A 24568-nucleotide genomic window follows, 5' to 3' on the forward strand; every position below is an offset into this window, starting at 1 on the left:
ATGAAAGACCATTACACACAACGGATTTCATGCCCTCATTGTGGTCACCACATTCATGTGGCACTTGATGCTAGCGACGGTGACCAAGACTATTATGAAGATTGCAGTGCATGCTGCAACCCTATCCATTTGAATATGCATATAGATTACGCACACAATAAACTTGAGTTACATGTCGATAGCGATGACGAGCAAATTTTTTAATTTGCTCATTTTATATATCTATACTTATTTTGCTTGTTGCTCTAGATAATTTTCGACCGTATTAATAATGGTATAAGTTTGCTGATCGACTTCAATATTTAACTTATCGCCTTCGCAATAGTTATCTAGATTGGTAATAGCCAGTGTTTCTGGGATCAAGTGCAGCCAAAAGCCCAGCTCATCTACTTCACCTACGGTGAGGCTTGCACCGTTAACACTCACAAATCCCTTATACAACACGTATTTTTGCCACTCTTTTGCTAATGATAATTGCATTTTACAGTTATCTTGAAGGTGGTTAATTGACAGTATTTCGGCCATACAATGAATGTGGCCCGACACGATATGGCCTCCCAGTTCAGTACCAAAGGTCACTGAGCGCTCAAAATTCACCGTATCATTTAAAGTTAACATACCTAGGTTGGTCAACTTTAATGTTTCATCAATCACATCAAAATCAATAACACAGCTACCAAGGGAGTCAGAGTCAAACTTAACGACGGTTAAACAGCAGCCATTAACGGCAATGCTTGCACCAATATTCAGATTTTCAGCAAATTGCTGCCCTACTTTTAATGATAGCCTTAGCACACCACCTTGATTATTAGCCTTAACCACAACAGCTTGCGTTTGCACAATTCCAGTGAACATCGCTTTCTCTTTTCTTCATTAAATAGATAACTGCGATTTTTATTGATCTATGAATAGATTACAATGGCTGCCTGTTTATTTAGTCGTGTAAATTATGTCTTTTTGTAGTTGGGAAGCCAAAAGGTTAATTTCGTTAGCCATTCCAGTATTTTTGGCACAAGTAACGCTTATTTTAATGACGGTTGTTGATACCGTGATGGCAGGCCAAGTAAGTGCAACGGACTTGGCGGCGCTCTCTATTGCAACGGGTATTTGGAATCCGTTAATGCTCGCACTGCAGGGCATTTTATTGGCTTTAACTGGCATTATTGCGCAGTTTGCTGGCTCAAATGATAAACAAGGTATTAGCCACTACTTTCAACAAGGATTATATCTTGCCCTAATACTCGCTATTATTGGTTTAGGGCTAGCAAGCCTTGCTGATACCGTGCTTGTTCAACTTGATACCTCACAGTCTATTACCCATTTAGCCGAGCAATATATTCATTTTGTTAAATGGGGGATTTTCGGTTTTTTACTTTTCAGTGTATATCGCAATATTACTGAAGGTATGGGTATGACCAAACCTGCTTTTTACATTAGCTTAATTGGTTTAGCGGTAAATATTCCAGCAAATTACGTGTTTATACATGGTAAGTTAGGTTTTCAAGCCTATGGTGGCGCTGGCTGTGGTATTGCCACCGCACTAGTATTTACAGCAATGGCGCTAACTCAGGTTGTTTATTGTCACTTTAGTAAAAAGGTTGATGCCAAAGCATTGTTAGCAAATTTTACCGGACCTAAACCTGCGACATTATGGACCATCACCAAAGTAGGTATCCCAATTTCTTTGGCCACGTTTTTTGAAGTAACCTTATTCGCTTGTATTCCGCTGTTTATAGCGCATCTGGGAGCAGTTGCCGTTGCGGGTCATCAAATTGCAGCAAGTGTTACTACATTACTGTTTATGATGCCGTTGAGCCTCTCAATTGCAATTAGCATACGAATAGGTAACCTATTTGGCCAACAACATTATCAACAGTTAAGAAATGCTGTTAATACCAGTTATATTTTAGCGGCGATAATCGCTTTTATGCTGGCAAGTGTGACCTTCTTTGCGCGAGATATTATTAGCCAATTGTATTCTGACAACCCTGAAGTATTGGCTCTTGCTTCTTCAATAATGGTGTTAGCTTGCATCTATCAATTACCTGATGCATTGCAAGTTTCTGCCAATGGTATTTTACGAGGGTTAAAATACACGGCACCAATTGGTTATATCACCTTTGTATCGTATTGGTTGATCGGCTTTGCGCTTGGCTTCGTACTTGCTCGTACAGATTTAATTGTTCCAGCGATGGGCCCTCATGGCTTTTGGATAGGTATTATTGTGGGTTTAAGTGCCGCTGCAATTATGTTGATGTTCACTGTTCATAGGCGATTTAAACATGCACCTTTTTTGCAAAACCAATAGCCTTGTAAATTCTATTATCGCAATAGCGTGCACGGCACTTATTGCCTGCACGCCCTCTTCGGGCGATGTAAATCACACCTACGCACAAAGATTAGAAAACGTGCTCAAAACTGATAGTTTTAAGCTATCTAAACCGAGTACACTGAACGTTAAGCATTTCGCTTATGATAACGATGAAAAAGCAACTATTGGCATGCTCGAGCTTGCTCAGTTACGACAGTGTAAGCTATCTACACTCATCGCTGAGCATAATAACCAGCTTGGTAAAACGGCAACACCCGCTAATATTCTAAGTTATCAGATTAAATTTTTACAAAGCGCAAATGAGTGTTTAGAAAGCTTTGAAAAACAAGATGAATTGTTTGAAAAAATAAAACTCACTGCCGCACAAAAACAAGCAAACCTTCCTAACTACTTTAAAGCTATGCTGCTAAACGAAAGCGAATTTAAACAAAGCTGGCAGCTAAGTTCGACATTCATCGATGAAAACTCAGCAGGTTTTAGTGAAACCGTGAGCGCGATGGAGCAGATTGCTAAATTAAACAATAAAATTAATACCGGTATAATAAACGAGATAGACCCAGAGCAAATCATTAGCCAATTAGAAGTGTTAAGCCGTTTTAAATATAACAAGTTGTTAATATCGGCGGCACGCGCGCAAACACATTACAATCAGCAATTAACACAACAACTTATGCAATACTCAAAAGATGATCTCTGCCCTGCCAATAAGAATAAACAAAAGGCACAAACGCTAAGTAATGTATTTAAAAAATTCTATTTAGAGCAATTACAACCTTATCAATCATTCTTGGTGGGTAGATTAGAAACCCTACAACCGCTTTATCATCAAATATGGCGTGACACTGAAATGGACCATTTTGTGGATAGCGAAAGTAATGACGCAATTTTACACCGCCTTAAACAGTCTGCTAAAAGCCATGTTTCTTGGTGGCAAGATTTCTATCGAGCGTGCGAAATTAGTCCGTTATGAATAAAAAACCAGCACTTAGCACAAAAATAGCTAAAGCTGCTTGATTCACACAACTAGTCGCTATATATTAGCCTCCGTTGTTTAGCCACGCTAACAACTATTCAAATCAAAATACAACCGTAGCTCAGTTGGTTAGAGCACTACCTTGACATGGTAGGGGTCGGTGGTTCGAATCCACTCGGTTGTACCATGATTTAGGTATAACCAAAGGAAAGAGCACTACCACTCTTAATGGCCCGGTCCAAAGGTCGGTGGTTCGAATCCACTCGGTTGTACCATGATTTAGGTATAACTAAAGGAAAGAGCACTACCACTCTTAATGGCCCTGTCCAAAGGTCGGTGGTTCGAATCCACTCGGTTGTACCAATCTTGATTTTTATTTCAGTACGACCGTAGCTCAGTTGGTTAGAGCGCTACCTTGACATGGTAGAGGTCGGTGGTTCGAATCCACTCGGTCGTACCAATTCTATTTTTCCTTATTTAAAATATCCCGTAGCTCAGTTGGTTAGCGCACTACCGCTCTCTATGGCCCGGTCCAAAGGTCAATAGTTCAAATCTACTCGGTCGTACCAATTCTATTTTTTCTTATTTAAAATATCCTGTAGCTCAGTTGGTTAGCGCACTACCGCTCTCTACGACCCGCTCCATATTCGGTGGTTCGAATCCACTCGGTCGTACCAATTCTATTTTCCTTATTTAAAATATCCCGTAGCTCAGTTGATTAGAGCACTACCACTCTTAATGGCCCGGTCCAAAAGTCAGTAGTTCAAATCTACTCGGTCGTACCAATTCTATTTTTTCTTATTTAAAATATCCTGTAGCTCAGTTTATTAGCGCATCCCAGCTCTCTGTGACCCACGTCTAATTTAACAAAGCAAATAAAGGTATAAAAAAGCGAGCAACCTGCTCGCTTTTTTATACTTGGCTTTTTTCATCACCTATAAACTTACATTTAGCGACCAATAATCATTGCCCCACCTTGAGCTAATAAGTTTAAGGTTAACTTACCACTGTTACTTACTGTGACTTGCTTAGTACCAGCACTGCCATCTTTTTTATCAAACAACAGGGTGATTTTTTTGCCCGCTAACATAGGCAAATCGATATCTAATGTTTTGGCTTTATTTTCACCATTCACAGCTGCTACCCACCATGTTTGCTGATGACGCCTTGCGATAGTTGCATCTTGACCTGGCTGGCCAGCGATATAACGTGTTTCATCCCATACCGTTGGCATCGCCTTTAAAGTATCAATAACAAATTGAGGTTGTTCTGCAAGGTTATTTGGCGTCAGGCCAAAATGTTGCACAGGTGATTGATAAAGCACACCTGTTGCCAGTTCAAATGTATCTGTGGTTTTACGAATAGTGCCGACTGTTTGATCTTGAGATAAGCGTTTGTTTAAAAACACTGGGGCAAAATCCATAGCGCCGATAGCATTACGGGTGAACGGTAAAATTGTCGCGTTATAGGCATGTAAATCTAACGAATTTTGATGAAAAACAAGGTTCTCCGATGCTAGAACCGCTTCAGATGTGACGAAGTTAGGATACATTCTTTCCCAACCACGCGGAATGGTACTGCCGTGAAAAGTGATCACTAAACCGTACTGATTAGCATCCGTTAAAATATTTTCATAAAGTTTGATAGTTTCTTGTTTGTCGCCACCAAAAAAGTCAACTTTAAGGCCTTTAACGCCAATGCTTTGTAGCCAAGCCATTTCATTTCTTCTTATAGGCGCGGTATTCATTCTATTCTTTGGTGTTTGTGGTGCATCATTCCACCAGCCATTTGAGTTGTACCACAATATAACATCAACGCCTTTACTATTGGCGTATTCGACTAATTTAGCCATTCTGTCACGACCAATGTTTTGATCCCAACCACTATCGATTAATACATATTCAAAATTTAGATATGCAGCGAGATCTATAAATTTTACTTGGTCGTCATAGTTAATACTTGGATCTTGCCATACGATCCAGCTCCATGTTGAGCGCCCCATAGTATATTCTTGATTTGCTTGATAAAGCGGTTTAACCAGATCAAATGCGACTGTTGACTCAACAATAGGCTTTAAACTGGTCCCTAAAGTAATAGTACGCCAAGGAGTCATTGCAGGCATAGACATAGCTGCGTAGGTTGCTCCAATACCATTATTCTCACCGGCTTGAGGAAATGAAACTCGATAAATACCGTCTTTCGTGCCTTCGCTCAATTTTGAGCCTACATAATGGCTATCTACACCAGTTTCAGAAATTAAAAGCCAACCTTTATCGCTATTTTTAAATAAAGCAGGAAAGGTATACCCCACGCCATTCGCTGACGGTGTGCCAAGAGCTTCATTAAAGGTGTAAGGCTCTTCGTAACTTGGTTTTGTTTGCATCCAGCCTGTTTCAGGTAAGGCTTGCGGGCTAATAAATGTAGTTGCATCGTCGGGTAAATTAAAAGCACTAAATTCAGATAGCACCTTGATTCGGGTATCTGTTTCAACACCCGTGACTTGGTAACGAAATGCAACATCGTGATCAGAAACATTAAACTGCACACCAAGCACTCTACCATCTTTGTTTTCAAACTGTACTTTTAAGGTGTTCGCGGTGTAGTTTATTTCACTCGCCTTTGCATTATGCAGCTTATAACTCTCTTTTATAGAAGCCGTTGTATGGCTCTTATATTTTAAACTTTGTGAAAGGTCGCCAAGGTTAGTATTTAAACCAAGCTGAGATGGTTCCAAAAATACTTGCTTGCCATAAGTTACACTATAAACAATTTGGTTTTGCTGTTCTTCAAGCTTCAGTGTTAATTGTCCATCAGGACTTGTAAGACTAAGCGGTAGTTGTGCGTGAGCAAGCAAAGAGCTTACTAGCAGTGAAATATAGATACTTGATTTTATCATTATTGTTGTCCTTAAGCTGCAAAAAACCCACTAAATAATATCATAATACAAATTGATTGTTTTGTCATTCTAGCCCATTTATGTGTGCAGTGATCGAAAAACGCACTAGCCTAGTAAATAATGTTACAGTTAATTGGTTGTATATTTACTACAAAAGACTAAGCTTTATTTAAATAACAAAAACTTAGACAATTTATGAAACTACTGACCGTGTTTTTATTATTTGCTTCATTTCAAGCCTTTGCAGGCCTAACGGCTGTCAGCTTTCAAAAAAATGGCGAAATAGCGACTGAAGAAGCTGTTCGTTTTAACGGTGGTTATGGTTATAACCTAGATGCAAATCATGTTTTAAAACTAGTAACCTTAGATTGGCCTCCCTATATTGATGAAAACCTATGTAACAAAGGTTGGTTATTCCAATTCACAGTGGGCTCCCTATTAGAGAAAGGCTATGGCGTACATATTAGTTTTTACCCTTGGGCACGTGCTGTTAGAGAGGCTGAATTAGGCCGAGCTGACATTCTCTTTCCGGAATACTTCATCGAAGACAATGTGGTATCTGATAATTTTCTCAACAAAACCCGCAACGATTTACTCGCTTTGAGTCATGCTATTCCTGGAGGTGATTTATCATTCGTTGCATTAAAAGGAAATCAAATTCCATTTAATGGTGATTTAAATTCAGTAAAAGACCTACCTATTGGTGTGGTCCGTTCATATAAAAACACTAAAGAATTAGATGCCATGATTGATAATAAAGAGATCGATACAATCGTCGCAAATAATGAATACCAGTTAATCCACCTTTTACTAAGTAATCGAGTCAGCTTGATTGTGGCAGACCTTGAGGTACTAAAAGCAAGCATATATAAGTCTGAATTATCAATGAATGGTAAACAGCAAATGCTAGAATCACTCGTAGCGCTAGAACCTAAACTTGAATACAAACCACTGTATTATTCTGTCAGTAAATCAACACCACACTGGCAAAAGGTTTTAAAAGACTTAAATGATGAAATTGAGTTGATGCAAGCCAGCGGCAAGTTTGACGAGTTTATACAAGGAATGAAACAACAATGCTACGCAAACGATAAAGCGGCGTAAACGCCGCTTTATTTTGAAAGTATTGTGCTCTATTGCGGCACTCTAACCCACCCTTCCATAAGCACTCGAGCACTTCGACTCATACTTGCTTTTGTGACTTGCCAATTACCATCAACAAGTGTTGCAGCAGCACCCACTTTTAATGTGCCAGAAGGGTGACCAAAATTTACCTCCTGACGCTCACCACCACCTGCAGCAAGGTTCACCAAGGTACCAGGAATGGCAGCAGCGGTACCTATAGCAACAGCAGCCGTGCCCATCATGGCATGGTGCAATTTACCCATCGACATAGCGCGTACCACTAAATCAATATCAGTATCACTGACAACTTTACCACTTGATGCATGATAGGTTTTTGCCGGTGCAACCCATGCTACTTTTGGTGTATGTTGGCGAGCTTTAGCTTCATCAAGATGAGAAATTAGCCCCATTTTCAACGCCCCGTAGGCGCGAATCGTTTCTAACTTTTCAAGTGCCGATGCATCAGCGTTTATTGCCTCTTGAAGCTCTGTACCATCATAGCCAACTTCACTGGCGTTGATGAACACAGTTGGGATACCCGCATTGATCATCGTCGCAGACAACATACCAATACCCGGAACTTCAAGTTCATCAACTAAATTACCTGTTGGAAATAATGCGCCTTCACCGTCTGCTGGGTCCATAAATTCAAGTTTTACTTCTGCAGCAGGAAATGTCACGCCATCAAGCTCAAAATCACCGGTTTCTTGCACTTCACCATTGGTAATTGGCACATGTACTATTATGGTTTTACTTATATTGACTTGCCATACTTTAACTTCAACAATGCCATTTTCAGGAATTTTACTGGCATCTACAAGACCATTAGATACTGCAAAAGCCCCTACTGCTGAGGTTAAATTACCGCAGTTACCACTCCAATCAACGAACGCTCTATCGATAGCAACTTGACCAAATAAATAATCAACATCGTGGTTAGGTTTATCACTTTTCGATAAAATTACAGTTTTGCTCGTACTTGAGGTTGCACCACCCATACCGTCAGTTTGTTTTTGGTAAGGATCAGGGCTACCAATCACACGTAATAACAAGTTGTCGCGTGCTTCACCTGCCACTTGGGCAGGCTCAGGTAAATCAGTTAAGTTAAAGAACACCCCTTTACTGGTACCGCCACGCATATAGGTTGCTGGCACCTTTATTTGTGGTTTAAACGTCATAGTTTAGTGCTCCTCAGATTCTAAGAAATCCTGCGCGAAACGTTGCAGCACGCCCCCTGCTGAATAGATTGATACTTCTTCAGCGGTATCTAAACGACAAGTCATAGGTACTTCTTCAGTTTCACCGTTAGAACGTGTAATAACAAGTGTAAGCGTAGCTCCAGGTGTTGGCTCACCTTTCACGCTAAAGGTCTCACTACCATCAATACCTAATGTAGTTCGTGTCGTGCCGGCTTTAAATTCTAGCGGTAATACGCCCATACCAATCAGGTTAGTGCGGTGAATACGTTCAAAACCTTCGGCTGCAATAACTTGAACACCTGCAAGGCGTACACCTTTAGCTGCCCAGTCACGTGATGAGCCTTGGCCATAATCGGCACCTGCCACAATGATAAGCGGTTGTTTACGCTGCATGTAGGTTTCGATTGCTTCCCACATACGAGTCACTTTACCTTCTGGTTCAATGCGAGCGTATGAACCTTGCTTTACTTCACCATTCTCTTTAACCATTTCATTCAGTAACTTAGGGTTGGCGAATGTAGCGCGTTGCGCTGTTAAATGGTCGCCTCGGTGAGTAGCATACGAGTTAAAATCTTCTTCAGGAAGGCCCATTTTAGCTAGGTACTCACCAGCAGCACTTGACGCTAAAATCGCATTTGAAGGCGATAAGTGGTCAGTGGTGATGTTGTCGCCTAGTACGGCTAATGCACGCATATCAGTAAGAGAACGCTCACCTGCTAACGCCCCCTCCCAATATGGTGGTCGACGAATATAAGTACTTTGTGGACGCCATTGATAAAGCGGATCGTTGTCTTCGCCATAATCAACACTTAAGTCGAACATTGGCTCATAAACCTTTTTAAACTGCTCAGGTTTAACACTTTGTTTGATCACTGCATCAATTTCTTCATCGCTTGGCCATAAATCCATTAGGCGAATTTCGTTACCTTCCTGATCATGCCCTAATACATCTTTTTCGATATCAAAACGAATAGTACCAGCAATGGCATAAGCAACAACCAGTGGCGGTGAAGCTAAGAATGCTTGTTTTGCATATGGATGAATACGACCATCAAAATTACGGTTACCCGAAAGTACAGCTGTTGCGTATAAATCACGGTCAATTACTTCTTGCTGAATTTTTGGATCTAGCGCACCGCTCATGCCGTTACACGTCGTACATGCAAAGGCAACAATACCAAAGCCAAGTTGCTCAAGCTCAGGTAACAAATTAGCTTCTTCTAGATAAGATTTCACCGCTTTAGAGCCCGGTGCCAGTGATGTTTTAACCCATGGCTTACGGGTTAAACCTTTGGCGTTGGCATTACGTGCAAGTAAACCTGCAGCAATAACGTTGCGTGGGTTACTTGTATTCGTACAACTTGTGATTGCTGCGATAATACACGCGCCATCAGGCATTAAGCCTTCTTCATTTTCAACAACACCAGTAATACCCGCTTTATCAAGTTCGCTGGTTGCAACACGGCGATGTGGATTAGATGGACCCGCAATATTTCGACCTACAGATGACAAATCAAAGGTTAATACACGCTCATATTCTGCCGTTTTTAGACTATCACTCCAAAGACCAGTTTCTTTTGCATAGATTTCGACTAGCTTAACTTGCTCTTCTTCACGGCCAGTCAAACGTAAGTAATCAAGCGTATTGTCATCGATGTAGAACATCGCAGCAGTTGCACCAAACTCAGGTGTCATATTTGAGATAGTTGCTCTATCACCCAGTGTCAGTGCCTCGGCACCTTCACCATAAAATTCAAGATAGGTCGAAACGACTTTTTCATTGCGTAAAAATTCGGTGATCGCTAATACAATATCGGTTGCAGTAATACCCGGTTGTGGTTTACCTGTCAGCTCAACCCCCACAATATCAGGTAAACGCATGTAAGATGCGCGGCCAAGCATCACGCTTTCAGCTTCAAGACCACCTACACCGACTGCAATAACACCTAGTGCATCCACCATTGGTGTATGGCTATCTGTACCAACCAGTGTATCTGGGAAAGCCACACCGTCACGTTTTTGGATCACAGGCGACATTTTCTCTAAATTAATTTGATGCATAATGCCGTTACCCGGCGGTATCACATCAATATTTTTAAATGCTGTTTTCGTCCAATTAATAAAGTGGAATCGGTCATCGTTCCGACGGTCTTCAATAGCACGGTTTTTTTCGAAGGCATCTGGCTCAAAACCTGCGTGTTCAACAGCTAATGAATGATCAACAATTAACTGAGTTGGTACCACAGGATTTACTTTTGCAGGATCGCCGCCTTTTGCAGCAATCGCATCACGAAGGCCGGCTAAATCAACTAACGCTGTTTGACCTAAGATATCGTGACATACTACGCGTGCAGGAAACCATGGAAAGTCTAAATCACGTTTTCTTTCAATCAATTGCGAAAGTGCATCATTAAGCATTTCAGGTTCACAACGACGCACTAAGTTTTCGGCAAGGACACGTGATGTATAAGGAAGTGTGGCATAGCTGCCCGGTTTAATTGCATCAACAGCAGCGCGAGTATCAAAATAATCGACCCCAGTGCCTGCTAATGGTTTTCTAAAATTTGTATTCATGATGATTCTACTTGTACTTGGTGACGGTGAATAAAGGTGGGCTGATTATTTTTATTATTCTTACGCCCCTTCATAAAGGGGCAGCTAAGCTACCCCTATCACTGATTTAATTAACGATTAGCGCTCTGAAATTGGCGTATAGCTTCGCGCTTCTGGTCCCGTATAATCAGCACTTGGGCGAATAATACGGTTGTTAGCACGTTGCTCTTTCACGTGTGCAGTCCAACCAGTTACACGACTCATCACGAAAATTGGCGTAAATAACTTAGTTGGAATACCCATGAAGTGATACGCAGATGCATGGAAGAAATCAGCATTACAGAATAATTTCTTTTCACGCCACATAACTTCTTCACAGCGAACAGAGACAGGATAGAGAACATCATCACCCACTTCGGCAGCCAGTTTTTCAGACCATTTTTTGATGATCACGTTACGTGGATCTGATTCACGGTAAATAGCGTGACCAAAGCCCATAATCTTGTCTTTACGTTCAAGCATACCCATTAGCGCCTCTTCAGCTTGATCTGCACTTGTAAAGCCTTCAATCATATCCATAGCCGCTTCGTTAGCACCACCATGTAATGGACCACGTAAGCTACCAATAGCCCCCGTTACACAAGAGTGAATATCTGACAATGTTGATGCACATACACGCGCAGTAAATGTCGATGCATTGAACTCATGCTCTGCGTATAGAATTAATGAGACATTCATTACTTGCTCAAATAATGCCGATGGCGCTTTATCGTGCAATAAATTTAAGAAATGTGCGCCTACCGAATCATCATCAGTCTCAGTTTCAATCCGAACGCCGTCATGGCTAAAGCGATACCAATAACAAATAATACTTGGGAATACGGCAACTAGGCGGTCAATCGCATCATTCGCCTCAGAGAAATCATGCTCCATTTCTAGGTTACCTAGCATTGAACAACCAGTACGCATTACATCCATTGGGTGCGCGTCTTTAGGAATGTTCTCAAGCACTGTTTTTAGTGCATCTGGTAAACCACGTAGTGATTTTAGCTTTGCTTTATATTCTGTAAGCTCAGACTCTGTTGGTAATTCACCACGCGACAGTAAAAAAGATACTTCTTCAAACTGTGCTTTCTCTGCTAATTCGCTAATATCATAACCACAATATGTTAAACCTGAACCTGATTTACCTACTGTACACAGTGCTGTTTCACCTGCTACCTGACCACGTAAACCTGCGCCGCCTAATGCTTTATCTACCATGAGTGTTCTCCTTATATTTTGTCGTTATGATTTTTTAGCTGAGAAAAGGTTATCGAGTGTGTTTTCATATGAGTGATAATCTAAAAACTCATATAATTCCGCACGTGTTTGCATGTTGTCTACTTGGCTTTGTTGCGAGCCTTCGCTAAGAATAGACGAATACACATTAAGTGCAGCTTTGTTCATAGCTCTAAATGCACTTAGTGGATAAAGTACAATTTCAACACCCACTTCGCTTAATTGCTCAGCTGTATATAGCGGTGTCTGGCCAAACTCAGTGATGTTCGCAAGAATTGGAACATTTAACGCCTTAGCAAATGCTTGGTAGTCGGCTAAATCATGCACAGCTTCTGCAAAGATTGCGTCGGCACCTGCTTCAACACATGCAGCAGCGCGATCAATGGCCGCATTTAAACCTTCTTTTTGGAATGCATCAGTACGTGCCATGATGTAAAAATCGCTATCAGTTTTCGCATCTACCGCAGCTTTAATACGGTCAACCATTTCATCTTTTGACACGATTTCTTTATTAGGGCGATGACCACAACGTTTTTGTGCAACTTGGTCTTCAATATGGAAACCTGCAGCACCTGCCTTAGTCATTTCTTTCACTGTGCGTGCAATATTAAATGCACCACCCCAGCCTGTATCAGCATCAACTAGAAGTGGTAAGTCGGTAGCGCTGGTAATTCGACGAATATCTTCAAGTACGTTATCTAAGCTTGTCATACCTAAATCTGGCATGCCGTATGATGCGTTAGCAACACCTGCACCTGAGAGGTAAAGTGCTTGGTGACCTGTTTTTTCTGCCATCATTGCGCAGTACGCATTGACGGTGCCAACCACTTGTAGTGGCTTATTGTTTGCGATTGCCTGTTTGAACTTTAATCCTGCTGACATTGGATAACTCCTATCTTTGAACGGTTTCAGCTCTTTGGCTGAATCTAATTTTTAAATCTAAATTATGACTGTTTAACGACTGCACTACTGTTTTTTTGCTGCTAGTAAGTCAAACTTAGTCTGAATATTTGCCTGAGACGCACTTATGTGGCGCTTCATAAGCATTTCTGCTAATTCCCCGTCATGGTTTTCAATAGCATTGATAATTGCCAAGTGTTCATCAAATGCTTTTGATACACGTGGCCCAACCATACCCATTTGTACACGGTACATACGAATTAACTGGTACAACTCATTACATAAAAGATGAATTAGGTGCGCGTTTTTAGAGCCTTTAATAATGCGATAATGAAAATCAAGGTCGCCCGCTTCTTGGTAGTATGATTCACCTTCTTTTACACGCTGTGTTTGTAAATGCTGGTTCAATAACTGCTTTAAACCCTGCACTTCTTCAGGTTCCATGTTGTCGGCAGCTAACCGACAAGCCAGCCCTTCTAGAGCACTACGTACCTGATATACTTCGATTAAACGCTCAGCAGTCAGTGCTACAACACGACAACCGACATTCGCTTTACGCTCTACCAAATAACAGCTTTCTAAACGATTTAATGCCTCTCTTAAGGTGGCACGACTTACACCATAGCGTTTCGCTAATTCTGGCTCAGAAATTTTGCTACCCTGCTCAATGGTGCCTTGTACAATTTCACGACGCATGTCGACAAACACTTGGTCTGATGCAGTTGTGATCGTGATATCGTTGTAGTTATCGTTGGCTTTTTGCTCTGTCATAAATAAGTCTATCAAAGTACTAAATTAGGATTGTCGACAATTTGTAAGTTCACTATGCGCTCTAACATGAAAAGTGTCAACCTCGATATCAGCAAAATAGACTAAAAAAACACCAAAATGTCGACATAAAATGATATTTGTCAAAAATAATGGCTATAAACAACATTTATATTGCCAATTTGTCGACACTTCAATATTAACCTGAACAAGCTAAAAATATCCCATGAAAGCGCTATAAATGGTATGATCTACCAATTATTACGTGACGTGAGAGCCATTTAGTGGACGCTAATACTTATATCCCTGACTCATTTATTGATGATGTTAAAAGCTACCTTCCTGAACATTTATCATTAGACGACTTTATTGCAGCCTGTCGACGCCCACTTAGACGATCTGTTCGCGTAAATACATTAAAAATGTCAGTCGCAGAATTTCAGCATCAATGTGCCAATAAAGGATGGGAGTTAACAGCGATCCCATGGTGCGAAGAAGGCTTCTGGCTAACACGTCCAAGTGACGAAGAAGAGGCCCTTGCAATCGGTAATACCGATTTACACTTAAGTGGCGCTATGTATGTGCAAGAAGCCAGCTCAATGCTGCCGCCGGTTGCACTGAGAGCCGAAGTTAAACAAAGCGATGCTTTACTTGATATGGCTTCAGCTCCGGGCTCGAAAACATCACAAATCGCTGCCATGATGGATAATAATGGCGTGTTAGTGGCCAATGAGTTGTCATCGTCACGCTTAAAAGTATTAGCAGCAACCCTCAAACGTATGGGCGTAGGTAATTGTGCTTTATCACATTTTGACGGTGTCATATTCGGGGATTACATGTATGAGTGCTTCGACAGTATTTTGCTAGACGCCCCGTGTTCAGGTGAAGGCACGGTTCGTAAAGATGCAGATGCCCTAAAGAATTGGTCAATCGAGTCTAATATTGATATTGCTGCTGTACAAAAAGCCCTTATCAAAAGTGCCTTTTATGCCTTAAAACCTGGCGGCACATTAGTTTATTCGACCTGCACTTTAACACCACTTGAAAACCAACAAGTGTGTGAGTATCTATTAGCAGAATTTCCTGATTGCATCGAAGTACAATCGCTTGATAGCCTTTTTGATGGTGCAGAGAAAGCAACAACCAGCGAAGGTTATTTGCATGTTTGGCCGCAAACTTACGACAGTGAAGGTTTCTTCATCGCTAAATTTAAGAAAATAGCGTCAAGCGATAACCCAAATCAAAAAGTTAAAAAAGGCGTATTTCCGTTTGCTGAGTTTGATAAAAAGCAAAGCCAAGCGTTTATGCAAACAATTAAAAAACAGTTCGGTCTAAAATCACTACCAGGGAATTTAATGCAACGTGATAAAGAGCTTTGGTTATTCCCTGATCGCTTTAATGAACTGCAAGATAAAATTAAATACTCCCGATTAGGGATCCAGCTTGGTGTTATTCACAAAGGCGGAGTTCGCTTAGCTCATGAATTTGCCACTGTATTTGGACAAAAATGCGATAAAAACACCTTTGAGATGACACAAGCACAAGCAAACGATTACTTTAACGGTAAAGATATTCGACTCGAAAAACCAACCCAAGATAATGGTGAAGTGATCTTAATGTTATGTGGATGCCCTGTAGGCCTTGGCAAGTGGCAAAAGAATAAAATTAAAAACTCACTACCTCGTGATTTAGTCCAAAATGCTCAGTTGATAACTTGGGTATAAGTTGCGCATAATGCCTGTATAAATAAGGTACTAATTTAGGTAAAAAGCCGTAACAGACTGATTTTAAACTAGTATAAAATTTGTACATTTACCGTGCAATTTCCTGCTGATTAACTACACTTAAAAGTACTTTCTACTTCTCCCTACTGAATTTAGAAGGTGTTTTTTTATAGTTAGCGCAGGCTCGCACGAGCCACCCCCTAAGCCCAGAACAATGCGGATTCGTTCTGGGCGTTTTTTTATTCAAAAGTCGCATGGTAAAGCATCACCCTTTTTGATTTCATTGTAAAAACAATGATAAAGGATTGATTATGCTTAAACCCCTGTGCGTCGTACTACCACTTTTAATAAGCAGCCAAACTCTGGCAAAAAGCAATGACTACCTAGGCTTTGACTACCCTAATAAGGCTAAAAATGCCGTCAGTATCACTTTTGATGATGCAAGACATAGCCAAGTCGATACCGGTTTAGCGCTTTTAAACAAGTACCAAGTAAAAGCGACATTTTATGTATCTCCTTTTAACGTAAAAGAACGTGTTGAAAAGTGGCAAATGGCAGTTAAAACAGGTCACGAAATTGCTAATCATACGGCAAGCCATTTGTGTACGGGTAACTTTGAATGGCTTCGTGAACTCGGCGTATCACTTGAACAAGTTACATTAAAAGAAATGGAGCAAGATATCCTTAAAGGACAGGATTACATAAAAGCCACACTTAACGTGACACCAACCGCTTTTGCGTACCCTTGTGGAAATACTTTTGTTGGGCGTGGTGCCAATACAAGAAGCTATGTCCCATTAATAGCCAAGCATTTTAAAACCGGTAGAACTTGGCTTGATGAAACAGCGAATAATCCAAACTTTACTGACTTTTCGCAGTTAACTAGTTTACCCATTGATGGGCAAACATTCGCTGAGATCAAAAAAACCATAGAGCAACACCGAAGCAACAATAGCTGGATCATTCTTGCAGGCCACAATATAGGTAAGCGAGATCAGTACACCACCGACAGTAAAGTACTAGAGCAGCTTATTGTTTATCTACAAGACCCTAAAAATGGTTTTTGGTTAGATACGGTAAGTAATGTTGCCGACTATGTTGAGGCGAACCGCAAAGCATTCGATTAATTATTGTTTAAATCGAATTCAGTAATTTGGTTGTCAGCGTGGATCAGTTCATATTTAGCGAGTAAACCATCGTTGAGCTCAATTAAGCTGATAGCCGCATTACTGACCAAATACTTTTGCCCTTCTCCTATGGTTTGATGTTTATCAACTTCCATCTGCCAACGTTTAGTAAAAAAGTTAAGTGGGCTTTTCGGGGCATACAAAATTGAGTCTAGCTTATCGAGGATATTAATAAGCTTACGAGGGAATTCATTTTTAATGCCACTGGCAGTCAACTGCCAAATACGGTTTTTATGTTTACCAAAGCGCTTTTGCACTGAAAAGCAAAATGAGTAATGTACATCACCAGAGAGGATCAGGGTTTCCTTTGGTGTGTCTTCACGGCGAAATGTATCGAGCAATTTTTTTGCCGATCCTTCGTGAGCCATCCAGTTTTCAACATCAACCAACAATGGCTGCCCGCAAAAATTAAAAATCGCTTGGATTGCTTCAATTGATTTCACACCAAATACTGGAGCTGGAGATACGATAATCACTTTATCGTGAGACAATAAGCTTTCTTCTAATTCAGTGAGCCTTTCCCAATCAAGTAAACCTGATGGCTCATTGAAATTTTGTTCATTACGCCATCGGTGCGTTCGGGTATCGAGTACTACAACTTTAGGAATGGTATTAAGCTCGTAATGCCAATGGTTAAAATTGAGTATTAGCTTATCAAAGTCTTTAAAATTCCAGCTCTGTTGCTGCAGGCTTTGTTTAAAACTGGGTAATAATGACAGCGAGTTATCACCTGCGTCATTACCAATCCCCTGCATTAACCAATAACTAATTAGGCCATTATTTACAATGCGACGGCTAGATGGGTGCTGATAAATAGCTTGCTCCCAACCCGCGGTTAAGTTCCAATCATCGGTGACATCATGATCGTCAAACATCATTAATGTCGACACATTGGCGAATAACCTTTCAACGCTTTGAAGACCCTTTGCAAAGCCAACCAGTGCGTCCTTTTCGAGTTTAAAAAGATTTGCGTATTTAGGGGCTAATGCTGGGCATTCAATTGATTCAAAATCAATTAGCTGCCAAGTAACAGCGCTGAAGTTTAATAAATAAAGCGCTATAAATTCTTGAAAATGAATTAAGTGGTTTTCAGCTTTTAAGCTTGAGAAGTGTGGCTCATCTTTTTTAAGCCAATAACCAACACCAAATTTACTCCGTTTCTGCCAAGGTACTTTGGGTAAGTGTAAATGGCGCTGGTAAAGTTGCTGCTCAAATCCTGCTGGTAAATCTAAATCAAGCGCTGGCTCTTGAAACACACCAAATAGGCTAATTACTTTTTCGATCGCGAGCAGCATTGGCCCGGCTACATCATCCGCATATATTTGGTCGCCAGATAACAATAATAGGTCAGCACCTGCATTAAGTGACTGGCGCTGATCATTTTGCCAATTATCTGCAGCAACAAGGCTGTCTTTTGCAGGGTGATGAGGGTTACGACACGAGCCATGCAGAATTCTATCGAGTCTATTTGGGATCACAAATGCAGGAGATTCTGCTCGTTCATAGCAGAAAGACGACAAATCAAGGCTTTTATCTTCATCATGTAACGAATAGTAGATCAGTGAATCAACTGCAAACTGGCCGCTGGCGGGCATTACATTGATAAAATTTAAGTGAAGATGGAGCCCTAATTGGATTGACTCTAAATTCGAGAATGTCTCAACACCGCTAAACTCTATTCGGTATTGGCAAGGCCTAGATGTAACAAATTGAAAGCACACTCGCCCTGCATCTGCTCGGCGTACCATTGGCCCCATTACTAACTGAGGTAAATTCGATACGCCGTACACTATTACGCCCTTTTAGCTTGATTGAACAACGAGTAAAAGTTGTTGGTTGTTGCTTCAGCTAATTCGTTAAAAGTAAGCCCTTTTAACTCGGCAATGTAGTAAGCGACATCTTCAACATAGGCTGGTTGATTTGTTTTACCACGATATGGCACAGGTGCTAAATACGGTGAGTCTGTTTCGATTAGTAAGCGATCTAGCGGAATTTGCTTTACAACGTCTTTTAACTCTACGGCATTTTTAAATGTAACAATGCCCGAAATCGAAATATAAAAGCCCATATCAATGGCTTCTTTGGCCATTTCCCAGTTTTCTGTAAAGCAATGCAATACACCACCACAGTTTTCCGCATTGTGAGCGCGCATTAAATTGATGGTGTCTTCTCTGGCATCACGAGTATGGATAATTAGTGGCTTATTAAGCTCATTAGCAACGTCAATATGACCAACAAAACTTTCTTGCTGAACAATATGTGTGTCTTTTGAGTAATAGTAATCAAGCCCAGTTTCACCAATTGCTACTACTTTGTCGTGACTAGCTAGGTCGATGAGCTTTTGTTTATCCAGTGCGTCTTTTTGATCAAGTGGATGAACACCACATGATGCAGAAACATCTGGATAGTTTAGTATTTTATCCAGCATACTTGGGAATTGATCTAAGGTCACACTGACACACAAGAAGTGTTCAACTTTCTTTGCGCGGGCGTTATCAAGTACTTGGTCTAAGTTTAGGTCGAGTTTATCGAAATCTAGGCGATCTAAATGGCAATGAGAATCTACAATCATGGTACTACTTTTATTACATGGTATAGGTCGGATTGCCTGAGTTTAACATAGTACCGAGTAGTTTTTCGATTTTAGCATTCAAATTGGTTTTATCATCGATAAAGTTAACACCGATACCTGGTGGGTTTGAGCTTTGTGCACCTTGTGGTGTTATCCAAGCAACTTTCCCCGTTACTACATCATCTTCTAGTGCATCTGGTAAGGTGACTTTTAGAGCTAATGAATGGCCCATTTCAAAACGCATATTAGTGCGAACAAATAAACCACCATTTTTTAAATAAGGCATGTAACAGCGATATAATTCTTCTAAGTCTTCAATATCTACTAATAATTCTTGCACGATACTTCCTAATTTTGGCTTTCCCGTAAAGTAAACGCTAGTTGCGAAATGGCTAGTTCCATATTCAAGCCAAGCACATGTGAGCTATTATAAAGAAACTCTGAGATTGCAGATTGTGCTTTCTGATAATTGAAAAAGTCCATTCCTAACACCAATTGCGTCTTGAGATGCTCTGTTAAAAACAACGCAAATACATTAACCAAGCTATGGTCTTTATTAAGGATGTCGACTAACGCACTGAAATTATGGCTGTCTTTTATCTCAGTTGCAAATTTAAAAAGTGAATCGATTGCCTCAAGTTGATTATCATTTTGCCACTGCTCAACAAGTAGTGGTTGCCTAGCGAATAATTCTAACCATGAATAATTAGGGATATTTAAAAGAGCTAACCATTGTGTTGTATATTCTGGGTTAACTTTTATTTCATGAACTGCACAGCGACTTAAAATAGTTGCTGGTAATAATGCCGTTTGCTCACACGTTAATAATAAATAGCGGCGTAAACTAGGCTCTTCAAGAGTTTTTAATAAGGCGTTAGCCGCTGCAGTGGTCATTTTGTGACATTGTTCAAGTACCACAACTTTATTACCGTTTTGAGCGGCTGAATGATTGATAAAGTCACTTATTAAACGAATTTCATCAACCCCTATCGTCTGCCCCTCTACTTTAACAACACGTTTATCTGGATGGGTACCCGCTTGATTCAGTTGACAACTTTTGCAATTACCACAGGCTTTTAAGTTTACAGGCGACGCACATAGTAAGCCATCGGCAAGCGAATCGACTAAACGTTGTTTGCCTACACCTTTATCACCATTAAATAATTGTGCGTGATGAAAGCGTTGCTGTGCAAAGCTTTGCGCTAGCTGCTTATAAAGACCTTCAAGCCATGGCAAATGCATATTAGCTTAAACCTGCAAAAAAGTTATCAAGCACCTTTGTAATTGCCGCATGCACTTCAGGCATTGTTTTATTAGCATCCACTGTTTTGATGCTGTTGTCAGTGCTTGCAATTTCAAGGTAACGTTCTCGCGTGCGCTCAAAAAAGCCTAATGCTTCTTGTTCAATACGATCAAGCTCACCACGCCCTTTTGCACGAGCAAGCCCAACTGCAGGGTCAATGTCTAAATAAATGGTTAAATCAGGCTTTAAACCATTTAGCACCATATCAGCTAAAAAAGAGAGTTTAGTTTGTTCAATACCACGACCACCACCTTGATATGCTTGTGATGAAAGATCATGGCGATCACCTAACACCCAAGTGCCCTTTTCAAGTGCCGGATTAATAACATTAGCAACTAATTGCGAGCGTGCTGCATACATGATTAATAACTCAGTTTCGCCTGTAACCGTTTCTTGATGAGCCTGTTTGACGATACTACGTAGCTCTTCAGCCATTGCTGTGCCGCCAGGCTCACGTACATTTATAAAATCGACTTGCTTATTTTCTAAATAAGCTTGGCATACGGCAATAGCCGTTGATTTCCCAGCCCCTTCAAGGCCCTCAATCACAATAAATTTTGCTGTCATATGACTCAATTCTGGTTGTTAGTTTAATTGGTACTGCTTTACCGCACGATTATGTTCTTGTAATGTTTTCGAAAATTGATGACTACCATCCCCTTTCGCAACAAAATATATAAATTCAGACTGTGGTGGATTAACCGCTGCAAGCAACGCCGCTTTCGAAGGCATAGCAATCGGTGTTGGCGGCAAGCCTTTTATTTTATAAGTGTTATACGGTGTATACGTCGTTAAATCTTTGCGTTTGATATCGCCATCAAAATCAGCACCAATGCCATAGATAACAGTGGGATCTGTTTGTAAGCGCATATTTGTTTTTAAACGATTGGTAAAAACTGCAGAAATTAATGGCCGTTCACTGGCTAAACCGGTTTCTTTTTCAATTATAGAAGCAAGTATTAGAGCTTCATAAGGTGAGCTTAACACTAAATCTGATGCTCTATTTTGCCACGCAGATTCTAGTTCCTGCTGCATTTTACTATAAGCACGTTTTAATAAGCCGCTGGCACTATCTCCACTGTGGTAGTGATAGGTATCAGGGAACAACCAGCCTTCTAAATTTTTTTGCGTGTTACTTATCTGCGTCGCTAAATTTTTTGTATCTAAGTCATGTGTTAAATGCACTTGCTTTTGGATATTGGCAACGACGTCACGAAGAGGCTGTCCTTCAATAATTGTGAAGCTAAAGCTTACTTGTGCACCTTGATTAATGCGGCGGATATTATCAATCACAGCGCTTGTATCAAGTTCATAAAGACCCGCTTTTAGATCAGTAAGCGTAGGATCTAATTTAGCGATCACCTGAAATTTAAAGCAGCTATCAACCCACTGTTTTGCTTGCCATGCTTGGCAAAGTTGATTGAACCCAGTACCACGTTCTACTTTAAATAAAGTACTGTTTTCAACCTTTAACGGCATTTTCATTGCTGATTGAAGCTGTTGATAGCCAATACCACAGCATAGCAATGCTAATAGCAGCACGCTAACAATGACTTTTATCACACATTCTCCTTGGCAAACTGCGCCGTTAATAGCGCTTTACTGCGTTCAATATCAAATTCTGTATCAGTAATCCGTGCAACGGGAACCACGCCCATTAAACTATTACACATAAATACGGCATCCATAGCTAAAAGCTCATCTAGTTGGATTGCTTTAAATTCAATGGCTAACTTATCACATAAAGCGCTGAGATAAACCCCAGTGATACCGCAGCGGTTTAACTTAGGTGACATAACTTGACCGTCTTTAATGGCAAAAATATTTGCAGCCGAGCACTCAATCACATTGTTATCATAATCAAGTACAACAACGTCATCACACTCAAGGGGGTTCATTTGTCTTTTGATAAGTACTTGCTCTAAACGGTTCAATGTTTTTAAGCCTGCAAGTAAAGGTTGATGTGCAAGTTTAACGTCGCTAACTGCTAGGCTTACGCCCTGCTGCTGCCAACTTTTATAGTGTGAAACTGCAGGCATTACACTGATCAGCACTTGGATACTTGGTGTATCTGGTAAGCCATAACCACGCCCACCTGCACCTCGGGTGATAACTACTTTTAAAATACCCGCTTGCGTTTCACTGATTGCCTGGTTAACCCTACGCTCGATTGCAGGTAAATCTAACTCGGGGAAAAATAGCCTTTGCGCGCATTCTTCTAATCGCGCTTTGTGTAAGTCCCAGTGCTCAACGACAGAATTCACCACAGAGGCTGTGGTAAAAAAGCCGTCACCATAATTTAAGCCACGATCTTGCGTGCTTATACTGGTATCTGGTGTGGTTATTTTTATTGTTTGTTTTAATTTATTCATACAAAAAAGCCCAGTTAAACAACTGGGCTCTTCTTTTTAGTCCGTTGTTAAAAAGAATTATACCTTTTTAAACAGCAACGAGCCATTAGTACCACCAAAACCAAATGAATTACATAGAGCGTAATCCAATTTAGCGTCACGTGCAGTGTGCGGTACATAGTCTAAATCACAGCCTTCATCTGGGTTATCAAGGTTGATTGTAGGGCTTACTTTCTGATCAACAAGTGACAAGATAGTAATGATCGACTCTACCGAGCCAGCAGCACCTAACAAGTGACCCATCATTGATTTCGATGAACTTACCATCACATCTTTCGCCGCATCACCAAAAATAGTTTTAACGGCTGATGTTTCTGCCTTATCGCCTGCATTAGTCGATGTTCCGTGAGCATTAATGTAGCCAACTTGGTCTGCATTAACTTGTGCATCGTTTAGGGCATTTTCCATCGCCAGTGCTGCGCCTGCACCGTCTTCAGGTGGAGATGTCATGTGATATGCATCACCACTCATACCAAAACCAACGAGCTCAGCGTAGATTTTCGCGCCACGTGCTTTAGCATGCTCATATTCTTCCAGTACGATAACACCTGCACCATCAGCAAGAACAAAACCGTCACGGTCTTTATCCCAAGGGCGTGATGCTGCTTGTGGATCATCGTTACGGGTTGATAATGCACGTGCTGCATTAAAGCCACCCATACCAATTGGTGTCGATGCTTTTTCAGCACCACCGGCTACCATTGCATCTGCATCGCCGTATGCAATCATACGCGCAGCATGACCAATGTTATGTAGACCTGTAGTACAGGCTGTAACGATTGAAATATTTGGACCACGTAAGCCGTGCATAATCGATAAATGACCAGAGATCATATTGATAATGGTCGAAGGCACGTAGAACGGAGAAAGCTTTCGCGGGCCGCTATTTAATAGTTTAATGTGGTTTTCTTCAATTAAAGTTAAACCACCGATGCCAGAACCCACTGCTACACCAACACGGGTGGCGTTTTCTTCAGTGATCTCTAGACCAGAATCTTGTAGTGCTTGTACACCCGCTGCAATGCCATATTGGATAAACAAATCCATTTTCTTTGCATCTTTCGGTGACATGTATGCTGATGCATCAAAGTCATTCAGCAAACCTGCGAATTTGGTGCCGAAACTTGAGGTATCGAAATGCGTGATAGTTTGAATACCACTTTTACCGTTTAACAAACCTTGCCAAGTAGATTCAACATCATTACCTAGCGGTGTCAACATTCCTAAGCCAGTTACGACGACTCGACGTTTAGCCACGGGTTGCCTCCAATAAGGAAATTATTTTAGGTGGGGTGTATACCAAATTTATTAGTATCATTCTTCAGATAGACTAAGGGCAGCTTA

The 24568-nt window shown here is 40.8% G+C and carries 21 protein-coding genes and 2 tRNA genes; 8 read left to right on the forward strand and 15 right to left on the reverse strand.

The window, feature by feature from the left end; all coding sequences use genetic code 11:
• Window positions 1-204 carry a CPXCG motif-containing cysteine-rich protein gene (locus HCZ11_RS04105; protein ID WP_130051594.1) on the forward strand — a complete coding sequence of 68 codons (204 nt, stop codon included), beginning with the start codon at window positions 1-3 and terminating at the stop codon, window positions 202-204.
• Window positions 205-228: 24 nt separating this feature from the next.
• Here the strand turns inward: HCZ11_RS04105 and HCZ11_RS04110 are convergent, their stop codons facing one another.
• Window positions 229-855 (reverse strand): riboflavin synthase subunit alpha, encoded by a 627-nt coding sequence (locus HCZ11_RS04110; protein WP_167657731.1) that lies wholly within the window; start codon window positions 853-855, stop codon window positions 229-231.
• 94 nt (window positions 856-949) lie between these two features.
• Here HCZ11_RS04110 and HCZ11_RS04115 point away from each other — a divergent pair, with 94 nt between their 5' ends.
• The 4 genes from HCZ11_RS04115 to HCZ11_RS04130 all read left to right on the forward strand — a co-directional run bounded on the left by HCZ11_RS04115 (window position 950) and on the right by HCZ11_RS04130 (window position 3765).
• A complete protein-coding gene (locus HCZ11_RS04115) occupies window positions 950-2308 on the forward strand; it encodes an MATE family efflux transporter (protein WP_167657732.1) in 1359 nt (452 codons plus the stop codon).
• Complete coding sequence (locus tag HCZ11_RS04120) at window positions 2283-3302, forward strand: DUF3080 family protein (RefSeq protein WP_254869065.1); 1020 nt, start codon at window positions 2283-2285, stop codon at window positions 3300-3302. Before HCZ11_RS04115 ends, HCZ11_RS04120 begins: the two co-directional genes overlap by 26 nt.
• A 113-nt stretch (window positions 3303-3415) precedes the next feature.
• Window positions 3416-3492 (forward strand) — tRNA-Val (locus HCZ11_RS04125).
• A 196-nt stretch (window positions 3493-3688) separates the two neighbouring features.
• Window positions 3689-3765, forward strand: a tRNA-Val gene (locus HCZ11_RS04130).
• A 489-nt stretch (window positions 3766-4254) separates the two neighbouring features.
• Here the strand turns inward: HCZ11_RS04130 and HCZ11_RS04135 are convergent.
• Window positions 4255-6201, reverse strand: a complete 1947-nt coding sequence (locus tag HCZ11_RS04135; protein ID WP_167657734.1) for a glycoside hydrolase family 97 protein — start codon at window positions 6199-6201, stop codon at window positions 4255-4257.
• Window positions 6202-6396: 195 nt separating this feature from the next.
• Between HCZ11_RS04135 and HCZ11_RS04140 the strand changes: the two genes are divergently transcribed.
• Window positions 6397-7305, forward strand: a complete 909-nt coding sequence (locus HCZ11_RS04140; RefSeq protein WP_130051599.1) for an ABC transporter substrate-binding protein — start codon at window positions 6397-6399, stop codon at window positions 7303-7305.
• A gap of 29 nt (window positions 7306-7334) precedes the next feature.
• On the opposite strand, the gene prpF is transcribed toward HCZ11_RS04140, so the two are convergent.
• From prpF to HCZ11_RS04165, 5 genes are all read right to left on the reverse strand, one after another.
• Window positions 7335-8504: a 2-methylaconitate cis-trans isomerase PrpF gene (prpF, locus tag HCZ11_RS04145; RefSeq protein WP_167657735.1), complete on the reverse strand. Its 1170-nt coding sequence runs from the start codon at window positions 8502-8504 to the stop codon at window positions 7335-7337.
• 3 nt (window positions 8505-8507) lie between these two features.
• On the reverse strand, window positions 8508-11099 hold the full coding sequence (acnD, locus tag HCZ11_RS04150) for a Fe/S-dependent 2-methylisocitrate dehydratase AcnD (protein ID WP_130051601.1): 2592 nt from the start codon (window positions 11097-11099) through the stop codon (window positions 8508-8510).
• 117 nt (window positions 11100-11216) lie between these two features.
• On the reverse strand, window positions 11217-12341 hold the full coding sequence (gene prpC, locus HCZ11_RS04155) for a 2-methylcitrate synthase (RefSeq protein WP_130051602.1): 1125 nt from the start codon (window positions 12339-12341) through the stop codon (window positions 11217-11219).
• Window positions 12342-12365: 24 nt separating this feature from the next.
• Window positions 12366-13241, reverse strand: a complete 876-nt coding sequence (gene prpB / locus HCZ11_RS04160; protein ID WP_130051603.1) for a methylisocitrate lyase — start codon at window positions 13239-13241, stop codon at window positions 12366-12368.
• A gap of 84 nt (window positions 13242-13325) precedes the next feature.
• Entirely contained in the window at window positions 13326-14030 is a 705-nt protein-coding gene (locus HCZ11_RS04165; RefSeq protein ID WP_130051604.1) for a GntR family transcriptional regulator, read from the reverse strand.
• Window positions 14031-14311: 281 nt separating this feature from the next.
• Here HCZ11_RS04165 and rsmF point away from each other — a divergent pair, with 281 nt between their 5' ends.
• Both rsmF and HCZ11_RS04175 read left to right on the forward strand, forming a co-directional pair.
• Complete coding sequence (gene rsmF, locus HCZ11_RS04170) at window positions 14312-15751, forward strand: 16S rRNA (cytosine(1407)-C(5))-methyltransferase RsmF (protein WP_167657736.1); 1440 nt, start codon at window positions 14312-14314, stop codon at window positions 15749-15751.
• A 311-nt stretch (window positions 15752-16062) separates the two neighbouring features.
• Window positions 16063-16878 (forward strand): polysaccharide deacetylase family protein, encoded by an 816-nt coding sequence (locus HCZ11_RS04175; RefSeq protein ID WP_167657737.1) that lies wholly within the window; start codon window positions 16063-16065, stop codon window positions 16876-16878.
• On the opposite strand, the gene HCZ11_RS04180 is transcribed toward HCZ11_RS04175, so the two are convergent.
• The 8 genes from HCZ11_RS04180 to fabF are packed head-to-tail and all read right to left on the reverse strand — an operon-like array spanning window position 16875 to window position 24481.
• The gene (locus HCZ11_RS04180) at window positions 16875-18695 is read right to left on the reverse strand and encodes an alkaline phosphatase D family protein (protein WP_167657753.1); all 1821 of its coding nucleotides are present in this window, start codon (window positions 18693-18695) and stop codon (window positions 16875-16877) included. The genes HCZ11_RS04175 and HCZ11_RS04180 overlap by 4 nt on opposite strands.
• Window positions 18696-18730: 35 nt before the next feature.
• The gene (locus tag HCZ11_RS04185) at window positions 18731-19510 is read right to left on the reverse strand and encodes a TatD family hydrolase (protein ID WP_167657738.1); all 780 of its coding nucleotides are present in this window, start codon (window positions 19508-19510) and stop codon (window positions 18731-18733) included.
• 13 nt (window positions 19511-19523) lie between these two features.
• Complete coding sequence (locus HCZ11_RS04190; protein WP_054554720.1) at window positions 19524-19850, reverse strand: PilZ domain-containing protein; 327 nt, start codon at window positions 19848-19850, stop codon at window positions 19524-19526.
• 8 nt (window positions 19851-19858) lie between these two features.
• Window positions 19859-20752 (reverse strand): DNA polymerase III subunit, encoded by an 894-nt coding sequence (locus HCZ11_RS04195; RefSeq protein ID WP_167657739.1) that lies wholly within the window; start codon window positions 20750-20752, stop codon window positions 19859-19861.
• Between the two features lies 1 nt (window position 20753).
• Window positions 20754-21380, reverse strand: a complete 627-nt coding sequence (gene tmk / locus HCZ11_RS04200; RefSeq protein ID WP_167657740.1) for a dTMP kinase — start codon at window positions 21378-21380, stop codon at window positions 20754-20756.
• A gap of 18 nt (window positions 21381-21398) precedes the next feature.
• On the reverse strand, window positions 21399-22376 hold the full coding sequence (gene mltG / locus HCZ11_RS04205; RefSeq protein ID WP_167657741.1) for an endolytic transglycosylase MltG: 978 nt from the start codon (window positions 22374-22376) through the stop codon (window positions 21399-21401).
• Complete coding sequence (pabC, locus tag HCZ11_RS04210; RefSeq protein WP_167657742.1) at window positions 22373-23185, reverse strand: aminodeoxychorismate lyase; 813 nt, start codon at window positions 23183-23185, stop codon at window positions 22373-22375. The genes mltG and pabC overlap by 4 nt, the downstream gene beginning before the upstream one ends.
• A gap of 57 nt (window positions 23186-23242) precedes the next feature.
• Window positions 23243-24481 carry a beta-ketoacyl-ACP synthase II gene (fabF, locus tag HCZ11_RS04215; RefSeq protein ID WP_054554715.1) on the reverse strand — a complete coding sequence of 413 codons (1239 nt, stop codon included), beginning with the start codon at window positions 24479-24481 and terminating at the stop codon, window positions 23243-23245.
• Window positions 24482-24568: the final 87 nt, after the last annotated feature.

Source organism: Pseudoalteromonas sp. HF66, from assembly GCF_011806445.1.
In the GTDB taxonomy this organism is placed as follows: Bacteria; Pseudomonadota; Gammaproteobacteria; order Enterobacterales; family Alteromonadaceae; genus Pseudoalteromonas; species Pseudoalteromonas apostichopi.